The 12,689-nt window shown below is 57.1% G+C and carries 11 protein-coding genes; 8 read left to right on the forward strand and 3 right to left on the reverse strand.

Annotation, left to right across the window (positions count from 1 at the left end; all coding sequences use genetic code 11):
• The first annotated feature begins 26 nt into the window (after nt 1-26).
• From PGR23_RS21290 to PGR23_RS21320, 7 genes are read left to right on the forward strand one after another with little or no spacing between them, the layout of a single operon-like run.
• Nucleotides 27-1,322: an anaerobic sulfatase maturase gene (locus PGR23_RS21290; protein WP_316422688.1), complete on the forward strand. Its 1,296-nt coding sequence runs from the start codon at nt 27-29 to the stop codon at nt 1,320-1,322.
• Complete coding sequence (locus tag PGR23_RS21295) at nt 1,319-2,317, forward strand: AAA family ATPase (RefSeq protein ID WP_047043114.1); 999 nt, start codon at nt 1,319-1,321, stop codon at nt 2,315-2,317. The genes PGR23_RS21290 and PGR23_RS21295 overlap by 4 nt, the downstream gene beginning before the upstream one ends.
• Nucleotides 2,317-3,219, forward strand: a complete 903-nt coding sequence (locus PGR23_RS21300) for a DUF58 domain-containing protein (RefSeq protein ID WP_396279377.1) — start codon at nt 2,317-2,319, stop codon at nt 3,217-3,219. The genes PGR23_RS21295 and PGR23_RS21300 overlap by 1 nt, the downstream gene beginning before the upstream one ends.
• Entirely contained in the window at nt 3,220-3,660 is a 441-nt protein-coding gene (locus PGR23_RS21305; protein ID WP_316422690.1) for a DUF4381 family protein, read from the forward strand.
• Complete coding sequence (locus PGR23_RS21310; protein WP_289576033.1) at nt 3,653-4,630, forward strand: VWA domain-containing protein; 978 nt, start codon at nt 3,653-3,655, stop codon at nt 4,628-4,630. Before PGR23_RS21305 ends, PGR23_RS21310 begins: the two co-directional genes overlap by 8 nt.
• Complete coding sequence (locus tag PGR23_RS21315) at nt 4,627-6,150, forward strand: VWA domain-containing protein (RefSeq protein WP_396279376.1); 1,524 nt, start codon at nt 4,627-4,629, stop codon at nt 6,148-6,150. The genes PGR23_RS21310 and PGR23_RS21315 overlap by 4 nt, the downstream gene beginning before the upstream one ends.
• Complete coding sequence (locus tag PGR23_RS21320; protein WP_316422693.1) at nt 6,147-7,145, forward strand: oxygen tolerance domain protein; 999 nt, start codon at nt 6,147-6,149, stop codon at nt 7,143-7,145. Before PGR23_RS21315 ends, PGR23_RS21320 begins: the two co-directional genes overlap by 4 nt.
• A 271-nt stretch (nt 7,146-7,416) precedes the next feature.
• On the opposite strand, the gene PGR23_RS21325 is transcribed toward PGR23_RS21320, so the two are convergent.
• From PGR23_RS21325 to PGR23_RS21335, 3 genes are all read right to left on the reverse strand, one after another.
• A complete protein-coding gene (locus PGR23_RS21325; RefSeq protein WP_047043132.1) occupies nt 7,417-8,412 on the reverse strand; it encodes an HAD family hydrolase in 996 nt (331 codons plus the stop codon).
• 36 nt (nt 8,413-8,448) lie between these two features.
• A complete protein-coding gene (locus PGR23_RS21330; protein WP_316422695.1) occupies nt 8,449-9,711 on the reverse strand; it encodes an anaerobic sulfatase maturase in 1,263 nt (420 codons plus the stop codon).
• Between the two features lie 72 nt (nt 9,712-9,783).
• The gene (locus PGR23_RS21335; protein WP_047043139.1) at nt 9,784-11,472 is read right to left on the reverse strand and encodes an arylsulfatase; all 1,689 of its coding nucleotides are present in this window, start codon (nt 11,470-11,472) and stop codon (nt 9,784-9,786) included.
• Nucleotides 11,473-11,987: 515 nt separating this feature from the next.
• Here PGR23_RS21335 and PGR23_RS21340 point away from each other — a divergent pair.
• A complete protein-coding gene (locus PGR23_RS21340) occupies nt 11,988-12,683 on the forward strand; it encodes a helix-turn-helix domain-containing protein (RefSeq protein WP_047043142.1) in 696 nt (231 codons plus the stop codon).
• The last annotated feature ends 6 nt before the right edge of the window (nt 12,684-12,689 follow it).

Consider the following 12,689-nt stretch of genomic DNA (forward strand, 5'->3'; position numbering starts at 1 on the left):
CGACCTGACTAATCCGGGAGTTATTTATGAAACACAGCACCACCGTGCCTGTTAACGCATTACCTTCGGCAGAAAAGTACGCGGGTAACGGCCCCGCCTACCAACGTCGCTTTCATGTGATGGCGAAACCCAGCGGCTCCGCCTGTAATCTCGATTGTAGCTACTGCTTTTACCTGCACAAAGAACACTTACTCCAGCAGGAAAAGCGCAGCTACATGAGCGATGAAACGCTGGAAAACTTTATCCGCCAGTACATCGATGGACAGGATGGCGAACAGGTGGTCTTCTCCTGGCAGGGCGGCGAACCGACCCTGATGGGACTGGAGTTTTTCCACAAAGTGCTGAAATTCCAACAGCAGTATAAAAAGCCCGGCCAGCGGATCGAAAACGATCTGCAAACCAACGGTATCCTGATTAACGATGCCTGGGCTGAATTCCTCAAAGCAAATCATTTCCTTGTTGGCCTGTCGATCGACGGCCCGCGAGAGTTGCACGACCGCTATCGCATCACCCGTAGCGGCAAACCGACATTTGATAAAGTGATGGCCGGCGTCGACGCCCTGAAACGCCACGGCGTACCATTCAATGCGCTGGTCACCGTCAACCGTACCAACGCCCGTTTCCCATTAGAGGTTTACCGCTTTGTTACCCGCGAACTGGGGGCGACCTACGTGCAATTTAACCCCTGCGTCGAACCGGTGGACTTTACCCAGACCGCGCCTCATTTCTGGCGTGATGACAGCATCCCCACCGTCGGCAGCCGCCGCGCGCGCCCCGGCGATTTAGACGCTATCGTCACCGACTGGTCGGTCGACCCGGACGAGTGGGGACGCTTCCTGATCGCGACTTTCGAAGAGTGGGTGAACAACGATCTTGGCCGCGTACAGGTCAATCTGTTCGAAACCGCCGTGGCCCAAATGATGGGCATGCCGGCGCAAATTTGCACCACCGCGGAATTTTGCGGCAAAGGCCTCGCGGTCGAGAAAAACGGCGATGTTTTCTCCTGCGATCACTACGTCTATCCCGAATATCAAATCGGCAATATTGCCGATAACAGCCTGGCGCGGATGGCTTTCTCCGAACGTCAGCAGGCTTTCGGTATGGGTAAATGCGACACGCTACCGCAGCAGTGCAAGCAGTGCCCTTACCTGAAGCTCTGCCACGGCGAATGCCCGAAAAACCGTCTGGTGCTCACCGCCGACGGCGAAGCCGGCTTGAACTATCTCTGTCCGGGCATTAAGGCCTTTTTCAACTATGCCGAGCCGATTCTGGCGGGCATTGTCACCCTGGTGAAACGCGATTTTAAAGGAGTCAATCGATGAGCCTTCGCGAGAAAATGCTACAGCTGGAGCAGCGCATGAACACGCAGGTGCTCGGTCAGGAAAACGTCGTTCGAATGCTGCTCATCGCCCTGCTCTGCGATGGGCATATCCTGTTGGAAGGGCTGCCGGGGCTGGCGAAGACCCGCGCCGTCCGCGAGCTGGCGCGGCATATTGCCGGTGAATTCCGCCGTATCCAATTCACTCCGGATCTACTGCCCTCGGATATAACCGGCAGCGAAATTTATCAGCAAAACGCCGGCCGCGAAGAAGAACAATTTCGTTTTCGCCCGGGGCCGGTATTCGGTAACGTGATTCTGGCGGACGAAATCAACCGCGCTTCGGCCCGCGTACAATCAGCGCTGCTGGAAGCGATGGAAGAGCGCCACGTCACCGTAGCGGGCAAAAGCTGGCCGCTGCCGGGTGTCTTTATGGTGCTGGCGACGCAGAACCCCGTCGACCAGGAAGGAACCTGGCCGCTGCCGGAAGCCCAGCTTGACCGTTTTCTGATGAAAGTGCAGGTCGACTATCCGTCGAAAGAGCATGAACAGCAGGTGATGCAACTGGTTCGCGCCGAGCAGCAGGCGAAATACAGCGCGGCGACAAAAACCGCCCCTGCGCCGGAAGTGGAATCTCTGCAATTCAGCCAACAGGAGATCGCCTCCTGCTGGCAGGAAATAAGCGCAATCCACGTCGCGCCGATTATCGAAACCTGGATAGTCGAACTGGTCAACGCCACCCGCCAGCCGCAGCGCATCAGCGAGCAGTTAGCCAGCTATCTGGCCTACGGGCTGAGCCCGCGTGGTACCTTAGCGCTGGAGCGCTGCGCCCGCGCGCAGGCCTGGCTCGCGGGACGTGACGCGGTTCGTCCGGAAGACGTGCGTTTTATCGCGCCAGCGGTGATGCGCCACCGGTTGATGCTGAGCTATCAGGCCAGCGCCGATGGTTGCAGCGCCGACGATGTGATTACCATGCTGCTGAACGCCGTGGTGATCTAATGAGCGATCTCTGCGTTAATCGCCAGATTCTGCTCGACCTCGCGCCACAGTCGCGGTTGATTGCAAACCCGCCCGGGCAGATCCCGCCAGGTGCGCTGTCCGGCGAACGCGCCTCCCGCCAGCAGGGCCGTGGGCTCAACTTCGATAGCCTGCGTCGTTATCAACCCGGCGACGATGTACGAATGATCGACTGGCAGACAACCGCCCGTCTACGTACGCCGTGGTTGCGCCAGTACAATGAAGAGCGAGAACGCCCGGTCTTTTTGCTGGTCGACCAACGATTAGATATGTACTTCGCCACCCGCGGACAAACGAAATCGGCGGCGGCGGCAAAAACCGCCGCGCTGCTGGCCTGGCGCAGCCATCATGATGGCGATCGCCTCGGCAGCCTGGTGTTTAACGATACCACGCTGGCGCTGCAACCATGTAGCGCCCCACGGCGCGCGCTACCCGAGCTGCTGGATAATCTGACGCATTATAATCAGCTGTTGGCCCAACAATATCCTCATGAGCCTCAGCGCGCGCAGACGCTGGCGCAGGCGTTGCAGCGCGCCGTCAGCGCGATTCCACGCGGCGCCTGGGTCGCGATCCTGAGCGATTTTCATGACCTCGACGCCCCAGCGCAGGCCATGCTGGCGCATCTGCGCCGACGCTGCGAAGTCAGCGCATTTGTGCTGTTCGACGACCTTCATCTTCGCCTGCCGCGCTCCGGCACGCTGGCCGCCTGCTACGGCGGGCGCAGCGCCAGCGTCACTCTCACCTCTGCGCTCAGCGCCGATATTCGCCAACACATCATCGGTCGGCTGGCGCGTCAGCAGCAGCAACTCAACCAGTTAGGTATTCGGGTTAATCATCTGACGGTAACTCAGGACCTGCTGCGTCAGTTACAAAAAGGGCTTTAAATGTTTGAGAAAGGCTATGCGGTGCCGGATCTACTAACGCCCGCGCTCCCCTCCGCCCCCAGTGGGTTTCCGCTACCAATCGGCTGGCTGATTCTGCTTGCGATTGCCGCAAGCCTGGCAGCGCTGCTCCTGCTTATCCGCTACGCCCGCTGGCGTCGCAATCGCTGGCGGCGGGAAGCGCTGCTGGCGCTCAATCATCAGCATACCGCCGATAGCTGGATGCAGTTGATTAAACGCGTACAACTGGTCCACCAGCCACGTCGCACGGTTAGCCAAACGCTGGCGCCGGAAGCCGTGCTGGCGTCTTTGACGCTGGATACCGACCTGCGCGACCAGCTCATCTCCCGTTACTGCCGGGCAGACAACGCCCTGAACGACCAGCAGACGGCGCGGCTTCGCGCTCAGTTAGCGCAGTGGCTAAAGGAGCTTCCACATGTCTGAATGGCTCGCCCACATTGATTTCGCCTGGCCCTGGGCCGCGCTACTGCTGGCGCTGCCGCTGCTCACTCGTTTTCTCCCGCTCCCGGCAACTTCCACCGACGAGCGCGTGCGGGTACCGTTTTTACCCTCGCTAATTGACGCGTTACAGCTCGATACCCGGCCGAAACGCGGTGGCGGGGCCAGCGCCGTGCTGTTCTGGCTTATCTGGTCGCTGCTGGTCTGCGCGCTGGCGCGGCCGGAATACCTGACGCCGCCGCAGTACATCAGCAGGCCGATGCGCGACATCGTGCTGATCCTCGATGTCTCCGGTTCAATGGCCAAAAATGACATCCAGGGCGGTAATACGCGCCTGCAGGCGGTACAGCAATCGGTGCGCAAGTTTGTCGCCGCCCGGCAATCCGACCGCATCGGCATGGTAATCTTCGCCAGCAAAGCCTGGCCATTCGCGCCGATAAGCGAAGATAAACAGGCGCTGCAAACGCGCATTAATCAACTGGCGCCGGGCATGATTGGCCAGCAAACCGCTATCGGCGACGCGCTGGGCGTGGCGGTTAAGGTACTGGATAATGGCCCTGATAAGCAGGCCGATAAGCTGGCGATTTTACTCACCGACGGCAACGATACCGCTTCGCAGCTGTCGCCTGAACTGGCGGCAAAGCTTGCCGCCGACCACCATGTCCAGGTTCATACCATCGCCTTCGGCGACCTCAGCGATACCAGCAAAGACAAAGTCGATTTGCCGCTACTGCAGCGCATCGCGAAAACCACCGGCGGCCAGAGCTGGACCGCCGCGCATTCCGGCAGCGCGCTGGATAGCGTCTGGCAACAAATCGACGCCCTCACCCCGGCGCAGGTTAAAAGCCTCGGTTGGTCATGGCATCAGGCGCTCTATCCATGGCCGCTCGCCTCTGCGCTGTTACTGTTACTGCTGGCCGCCTGCGGGCGTGTCCTCAGGGAGAAAATGGCATGAGCGATTTTCACTTCCTCTATCCGTGGCGCTTAACCGCGCTGCTGTTGTGTGTGCTGGTGGCCTGGCTTCCAGGCTACGGCGCCTGCGCCTGGTCAACGCTAATGGATAAACCTTTTCGCGCGTTGATTATTCAGCGCCGTCGCAGGTTAACCCGGCTGCTGCCGTGGCTACTGGCCCTCGGTGTCATCGCACTGGCGGGCCCAAGCTGGCAGCGCGAACTCCCGGCGGCGCTCACCCCGCAGAGCAACGTGATGGTGATCCTGCAGCAGGATCTGGCGATGTATGCCCAGGATCTTCCCCCCTCGCGTCATCAGCGCATGCAGCATAAAATCGCCGCGCTGATGCAACAGCAGCCCGGGTCGCATTTCGGTCTGGTGGTCTACAGTAGCCAGGCCTTTCTCACCACGCCGTTAACCCAGGATCCGCAGTTTTATCAGCTATTTCTCAACGCCCAGTCGCCCTCTTTGCTGCCGGAAGGTAGCGGTTCCGCCCTGCCGCAGGCCGTCGCACTGGCGTTAAAAAACCGGCCCACAGCCAAAGACAGCCCGCGTAGCCTGATCCTCGTTGCCGATACCCTATCGCCTGCCGATGTCGCCTGGCTGAAAGGGCAACATCTACCGCTGCAAATTTGGGTCCCCGGCACCGCCGCGGGTGGAACGCTGCCGGATAAGTACGCCAGCCTCGGCATCGATACCCGACTAAACGTCGATCGTTTCCGCCAGCTGCGCGACGCCGGGATCCCGGTGACATTGGTCAGCGATGATGGTGACGATCTGCGCGTCATCGCCAGCCACATTCAACAATCGGTGACTCAGCAAAATAACGCCCGCCAGGATCTGCACTGGAAAAACAGCGGCTACCTGCTGATCGTGCCGATGCTGTTCCTGCTGCTGTTCTGGCGACGCCAGTTACTGATGGTAGCGCTACTATTTCCCGCGCTGCTGTGGTCGCCGCACAGCGATGCCGCCTGGCTCGATGCCTGGGTTCGCCCGGATATCCAGGGGCAGCACGCCTTCAACCGCGGCGACTACGCCGCTGCCGCCGGGCATTATCACGACCCTTTATGGCAAGGTATCGCCTGGTATCGGGCGGGCAACTTTCCTGCCGCCACCGGCGCGTTTCGCGCCGCGCCGCCAACCGCGGAAACCTTGCTGTGGCTGGGCAACAGCTATGCTCAGCAAAAGCAGTGGCAGCAGGCGCTCGACAGCTACGATCGCGCCCTCTACCTACATCCTGACTGGCCCATGGCGCTGCAAAATCGCGATAAAATCTCGCAGATTGTGATGGGCATTCGCCAACAAGAGCGCGAGCGCCAACAGGCGCAGGGCGATGCGATGGACGACGGCCCGGATAAGCTGGTCCACGACCTGCAGAAAAACCAGGGCATCGATCAGCAGCAAATCGGCGCCATCGCCGGGGAGAGTCCGCAGGTTAATCAATGGTTTGATGCACTGGATGTTTCGCCAACGGGGCTACTGAAAAGCCTGTATCGCAACGGCTCGGGAGATACCACGCCATGAACAAAGCGCTACTTTTTCTGCTGGCCGCCACCCTGCCGGCGCATGCGGCGATGGACATCACCCGTGAACTGGAAGCGCCGACGCAGATCGTCCCCGGCCAGCCGGTTCGGGTGGCCGTCACCTGGTGGACGGATAGCTGGTTTAACCCGCCGCCGCAGTGGCCCGAGTTTGCGGTCAAAAACGGCGAACTCCTGCCTACCGCGTTGCCTTCACAGCTGGTGACGCGCAAAAAGAACGGGATCGTCTGGAGCGGCATTCGCCTTGAACGTCAGGTCAGCGCCTGGCAGCAGGGCGTGCTGCGCCTGCCGGCGCTCGATATCACCGCGTCATCCGCCAATCAGGCGCCGGTCACGGTGCATCTTCCGGCACTGGAACGCCCGGTTAATTGGCCTGCCAATACCACTCAGGCAGACCATTTTTTACCGGCCAGCCAGTTGACGCTCAACCAGCAAATTCAACAGTATCACGCAGGAAAAGACGCCACGCTGCGGGTCGGTGATGTCGTTGACCGTATCGTGACCGTCGAGGCGCGGGATGCGCTACCGGGGCAAATTCCACCGCTGCTGTACGCCATTAGCGGTAGCGAGAGCCAGCGTCTGGCGCCGGTCAGTGAGGCATTAAAAAGCGAGCGCGGCGATGTCATCGGCGCCCACCGGGTGGAACGACTGCGCTATTTACCCAGTCATAGCGGTACGCTGGTACTACCGCCGATTAGCCTGCGCTGGTGGGATACCGTTAATCATCAATGGCGAACGGCGAAGCTGGCGGGAGAAACGTTGAACGTCGCCGCGGCGCGACAGGGCGGCGCGGAGCAAGCGCTGCGCGGAACAACGGGAATGGTCTCCTGGCAAAGTCTGATGTGGGTATTCATTGCCGCCGCGGCGGTCGGAGGCGGATGGTTTGGCCGCCGCTGGAGTTATCGAACGCTTCTCGGCATCAACCGGCGCTGGCGGCGATTTTGGCAGCCGCAGCCGTTGCCGCCGCTGGCCCCTTAGACAATTATCCGTGGCGCAGGGAGCGCACAGAGGGCGGCCCGTCGCCACCAGGGATTTTCCCGGAGGCGGCGCGTTGCGCCTTATCCGGGCTACCAGACCGCACAGTACTGTAGCCCCGGTAAGCGGTAGCGCCACCGGGGATTTTGAGGCGATCAACACCGACAGTTTCAGCCAGGCACACGGACCGTAGGCCGGATAAGGCGCAGCCGCCATCCGGCAAAAATACGGATCCGAACTCACCGCCATTGCCCGGACCAACATGGGGCGTTTTTTATTTCGCCTTACACTGCGCCGGGTCGTATACCGTCTTCCAGTCCTGCTGCATATCGACGACTGTCCAACCCTTTTGTTTCGCCTCGGTCAATCCTTTCACCAGCTTGCCGCTGGCGGAAGGATGGCTGTCGTAGGCATACTCTCGCGCCGCATCGGTATGGTGGACCAGCAGCTCAAAGGTTTTATAGTTCGGGTTGGCTGCGGTGTATTGCAGCATCGCCAAATCGCCGTCGCTGTTACCAAAAGCCGCAACCGGGCGCTGGCCCATAAACAGGTGGATCGCCACCGGTTTGGCCGCGGCGTCATCATTGAATGCGCCTTTCATCGTTTTGCGCAGCTCGGTACCATTATCCGTCAGGCTAAACTCGCTGAGCGCGAACGAACCGATAACCTGCTCCGGCGGAATACCGTACATTTTCTCCGACACCACGCGCATGAAGTCAATTCCGCCGCCGGAAACGATCCACGTTTTAAAGCCATTGGCGCGCAGATAGTCCAGCAGTTGGCGCATCGGCTGATATCCCAACTGGTCATAGCGACAACCAGTACGTTTATCCTGATGGCTGTCAAACCATGCGCTGACTCGCTGACTAAACTCTTCGGTGGTCATGCCGCTATGGGTTAACGCCAGCAACTTGAGTAGCCCTTTTTCACCGCCCGCCGCTACTGTTTTCAAATCGTTGTTCAGTACCGCCGCCACCAGCGGATCTTTTTGCCATTGCGGATGTTCCGGCGCCAGTCTTTTCACTTCATCCACTGCGAACTGCAGTTGGAAAGTCAGCGGCGCTTCCGGCCACAGGGTGCCGTCATTATCAAAAACCACGTAGCGCTTATCTAACGGAATAAAGTCCGCTCCGCCTTCACGCGTCGCCCCCTGCACCCATTGCTCAATTGCCTGTTTAGCAGGGGTATCTTTCCATGCCGGCAGCATATCGGTGGCTGCCGCGCTGGTGAAGCTCAATAGCAGCATGCTGAGCAATACTGTTTTTTTCATTGTTTATCCTTCTTATTCCACCGCCGAAAGCCAGACCTAATTCAGCATGGCGGCAATTTTCTCAAGCGTCGGTTTAACCGTCGCGTAAAAATGGCGAAAGCCAGGACATAAATAATTGAGTCCTTCTTCGCCGTCCGGGGCGCGCACGATGCGGTTTTTCGGGCATTCGCCCCAGCATAAATTCAGATGCGGACAGCTTTTGCAGTAGGCCGGCAGCGTCTCTTTCTTGCCCATCCCAAACACTTTCTGCCGCTCGGAAAAGACCATATGCGCCAGCTTGTGCGCCTTAATATTGCCAAGCTTATATTCCGGATAGACGTAGTGATCGCAGGAGTAGACGTCGCCGTTTTTCTCAATCGCCAGCGCCTTACCGCAAAACGGCGCGGTAATGCATAACTGGGATGGGAGTCCCATGGTTTGCACCACGGCGGTTTCAAACAAATTGACCTGCACGCGGCCCAGATCACAGGTCACCCATTCATCAAAAGCTTCGGTCAGAAAATGTCCCCAATCGTCGGGATCCACCGACCAGTCGGTGACGATCGAATCCAGATCCCCCGGTTTCGCCCGGCGGCTGCCGGTGATGGGGATCGTCTCTTCGCGCCAGAATTGCGGCGCGGTAGTTTTAAACTCGGCGGCCTCTACGCAGGGCGTGAACTGGATATAGGTAGCGCCCAGTTCGCGGGTAAGAAAACGATATACCTCGCGCGGGAAACGGGCATTGACCCGGTTGACGACCGCAAGGGCGTTAAAAGGCACGCCGTGACGCTTCAGCGCCGCGATCCCTTCCATGACCTTGTCGAAGGTCGGTTTGCCGCTGCGCGTCACGCGAAAGCGATCGTGGATCTCACGCGGGCCATCGATAGACACGCCGACCAGAAAATTGTGCTGCTTAAGAAAGGCGGCCCACTTATCGTTAATCAGCACGCCATTGGTCTGCAGATCGTTCTCAATGCGCTGGTGTTTCGGCTGATATTTCTTTTGCAGCGCAACGACCTTTTCGAAAAACTCCAGCCCCATCAGGGTTGGCTCGCCGCCCTGCCAGGAGAAAATAATCTCTTCGCCATCCTGGCTTTGAATGTACTGACGAATGAAATTCTCCAGTACCTCATCGCTCATTCCTTTGTCGTGCGGCTGATGCAGAAGCTGCTCTTTATGCAGATAAAAACAGTATTGACAGTCCAGGTTGCAGGTGGAGCCGCTAGGCTTCGCCATCATGTGATAGCGACGTTTATAGGCGGGCAGATAGCGCCCCTGGTTCTGCAAAGGCGTTAATGGAATGGTGGTGCTTTTTTTCATCGACCAGAACCCATTTCGGAGAATGCTCACAACAGCAAAAGGCCCGGACATTTCGCCCGGGCCAACGTCATTTTAGTTGCCGGTCGGCATCGCCAACTGGAACCCTTCTTGTTTTAACTGTTCACGAATATTGCTAAAGCGTTGGTACTGCGACAGGGTAATCGGCCCACTGTAGGCTTCGCTCTGTGGCTTACGCGGCGGATACTCGACGTAGGTTTTCATCAACTTAGTGATGGCTTCGTTGAAGGTCACCAGCGTCCAGGTATGCTCGGTATAGTTGTTCATAAAGATATCGTAGCGTTCCTGCGGATCCTGCCAGAGGTCGAAAATCTGCGGTACCGTCGCGACATACGACTCCGGCCCTTTCCAGCCGAGGTTGGAATCCACCGCCAGGCCGCCGGTTTTCGCGCCGTTATCGCCGCGCAGGTTAAACACCGCCTTATAGTGGCCGACGCGCGCCGCCCCCGGGGTCAACTCGTTTTCGGTGAAGTAGAACCAGGAAGTACGCGGATCTTTGCCCGTGCCGAACAGTACCGGCGAAATATCGTAGCTATCGAAGATAATCGGCTGCCCAGCGCGGTCTTTGGTCGGTAACTTAATCCCGGCCACTGAAGCAAAGGTCGCCATCAGATCGAGGCCGCCAACGATATCGTGGTTACGACTGTGCTCTTTAATCTTGCCTGGCCACCAGGCAATAGCCGGAACGCGGCTGCCGCCCTCGCGGTCAGTGCCTTTGGTACCGCGGAATGGCGTATAGCCGGCATCCGGATAAACGTCCTGCCAGGCGCCGTTATCGGTGGTCCATACCACAAGGGTGTTTTTATCGATCCCCAACTCACGCAGCTTATCCATGATATGGCCTACGCGGGCATCCATTTCCACCATCGAGTCGGCGTATTTGCTCTTCGACATCGACTTGCCGACGTAATCCGGATCCGGCATGTTCGGCTGGTGGTTCTTCATAAAATTGATGCTCATGAAGAAGGGTTCGGAAGATTTTGCGTTTGCTTCAAGATAGTCCAGCGAAGCCTTCTCGACGTAGCGGTCGAAGAATGGGATGCCGACCACGCCCTCTTTGCCATCAACGACCGGGGTATTCACATACTGGCCGTTGATTTTGAACTCTTCCTTCGGCGCTTCGCCTGCCTTGCCGGAGAGCGCGCCGCGGGTGACGCGAGCAAACATTTCACGCAGTTGCGGATCCATATCCGGGAACCAGGTCGGATCGGCATAGGTATAGGCGTTCAGGTGGTAGAGGCCGACGTATTTCATTTCGTCGTAGCCCTGCGCGTTAGGTAACGCGTAATCGGCTTCACCGAGGTGCCATTTACCGGTGAAGAAGGTTTTATAGCCGCCGGTTTTCAGCACCGAGGCCAGCGTCCACTCTTCTTTCGGCAAACCGCCGCCCTGCCCCTGGAAGGCCACGGTGGTCATACCGCTACGGTTGGGAATGCGCCCGGTCTGCATCGCCGCGCGGCCCGGCGTACTGCTTGGCTGGCCATAGAAGTCGAAAAAGGTCATCCCCTCATCGGCCATTTTGTCGAGGTTTGGCGTCGGCATACCGCGGCCTTCGCCGCCGCCGTAGACGCCGAGGTCGCCATAGCCGGTATCGTCAGAGACGATCAGGATAATATTGGGCTTCTTTGCCGCCCCATCGCTGGGAGCGACCGCATTTTGATCGGCGGCATTGACCGTCGCGCCGGGTAAGAGCGAGCCGGCGGCAAATGCCAGCACGCCGATACCCTTATATTTTTTATTCATCTTCAAACCTCATTGCTCAGAATGCGCCTGATTTCACTTACGATTTGGCTAATGTCAGGCAGGCGTTGTCAGATTAGATAAGTCTCAACATGAGATGAGCGACATCAGCGAAAACCTTGTCGCTACTGAGGCGATTCCGCTTAAGTGAAGTAGAGAAAGCAATAAAAATCCACACGTACAATTTTATTTTTTCATTTATGCAAAGCCAATCACCATCACCGTTTCACTAAATAAAACCGCGGCAAAAGCAATATTATCATTCAATATTTAAGTGGATTCTTAGTTACTAAAAAAAGAAGCCCAACTACCCCACTAAAACAGTCTAAGTGAGTGTTTTAAAAAGAGCGATAGATCAGTCCGTTAACGGACTGCAAAAGTGATGCTTGCTATCTGGCGCTAGCTTTTAAATTTAGATATTTTGTATCAGGCGTAATTCCGCGCCGTTAAAATATAAAGTATCGCCACTGCAAAATAGCAAAGAGTAATAAAGCGGTAGAGTTAAGTCCGGAGAGAAAATGAGTCGTATTCAAACGCCCTATTCCCACATCATCGATGAATATAATAAGATGATTTCAAAGAATATAAAGGCGATAGACTCGTTAACTCACAGCAATAATATACGCCAAATTGCTGATGATACGCCTTTCACCCTGAGTACAGGCGAGATTATTATTGTTCTTGAAGGCGTCATTGCCGTTGAGATGCAGGAGCACAACTTTATTCTCACCTCTGGAAAAGCGAAAACCCAACCGAAAAAGTTGTTTCAGATCGGCAAAGGCATCAAAGGGATGTTTTTTGGTATTGTCGAGAATTATGGTCCGGGCATTCAGTTGCACTATACCGCCAAAAAAAATGTCAAAGTGTTCAGCTGTAATCTCGAATACTTTGAGAAACATTTTACTCAGCCCGATAAATTCACCTTCCTGATGAACATGATGGCCATCACGCTGGCGTTTTTGCTCGATGCGCATGACGAAAGAGCTATTGGCACCCGCTATTTTGTCATTCGCTCCATGATTTATCGCTATCTCAAGCAGAAAAATGAGGGCGTATTACACGACCCGAGCCTGGCAAACTTTATCCTGCGACGCACGAAAATGTCGCGTAGCTATCTGTTTCAGGTACTTTCCGATCTGAAAAATGGCGGCTATATCACGATGAAAAACGGCGAGCTCGTCGATATTGTCAACGAGCTGCCGGAAAAATATTAACGCCGC

The sequence above is a fragment of the Klebsiella sp. 141162 genome, assembly GCF_050600755.1.
Taxonomy (GTDB): domain Bacteria; phylum Pseudomonadota; class Gammaproteobacteria; order Enterobacterales; family Enterobacteriaceae; genus Klebsiella; species Klebsiella aerogenes.

Bases quoted from the DNA above. Each gene is read 5' to 3' on its own strand.
- PGR23_RS21340 (WP_047043142.1), top strand. From the start codon at position 11,988: ATGAGTCGTATTCAAACGCCCTATTCCCACATCATCGATGAATATAAT.
- PGR23_RS21300 (WP_396279377.1), top strand. From the start codon at position 2,317: ATGAGCGATCTCTGCGTTAATCGCCAGATTCTGCTCGACCTCGCGCCA.
- PGR23_RS21320 (WP_316422693.1), top strand. From the start codon at position 6,147: ATGAACAAAGCGCTACTTTTTCTGCTGGCCGCCACCCTGCCGGCGCAT.
- PGR23_RS21315 (WP_396279376.1), top strand. From the start codon at position 4,627: ATGAGCGATTTTCACTTCCTCTATCCGTGGCGCTTAACCGCGCTGCTG.
- PGR23_RS21325 (WP_047043132.1), bottom strand. From the start codon at position 8,412: ATGAAAAAAACAGTATTGCTCAGCATGCTGCTATTGAGCTTCACCAGC.
- PGR23_RS21295 (WP_047043114.1), top strand. From the start codon at position 1,319: ATGAGCCTTCGCGAGAAAATGCTACAGCTGGAGCAGCGCATGAACACG.
- PGR23_RS21330 (WP_316422695.1), bottom strand. From the start codon at position 9,711: ATGAAAAAAAGCACCACCATTCCATTAACGCCTTTGCAGAACCAGGGG.
- PGR23_RS21290 (WP_316422688.1), top strand. From the start codon at position 27: ATGAAACACAGCACCACCGTGCCTGTTAACGCATTACCTTCGGCAGAA.
- PGR23_RS21335 (WP_047043139.1), bottom strand. From the start codon at position 11,472: ATGAATAAAAAATATAAGGGTATCGGCGTGCTGGCATTTGCCGCCGGC.
- PGR23_RS21310 (WP_289576033.1), top strand. From the start codon at position 3,653: ATGTCTGAATGGCTCGCCCACATTGATTTCGCCTGGCCCTGGGCCGCG.
- PGR23_RS21305 (WP_316422690.1), top strand. From the start codon at position 3,220: ATGTTTGAGAAAGGCTATGCGGTGCCGGATCTACTAACGCCCGCGCTC.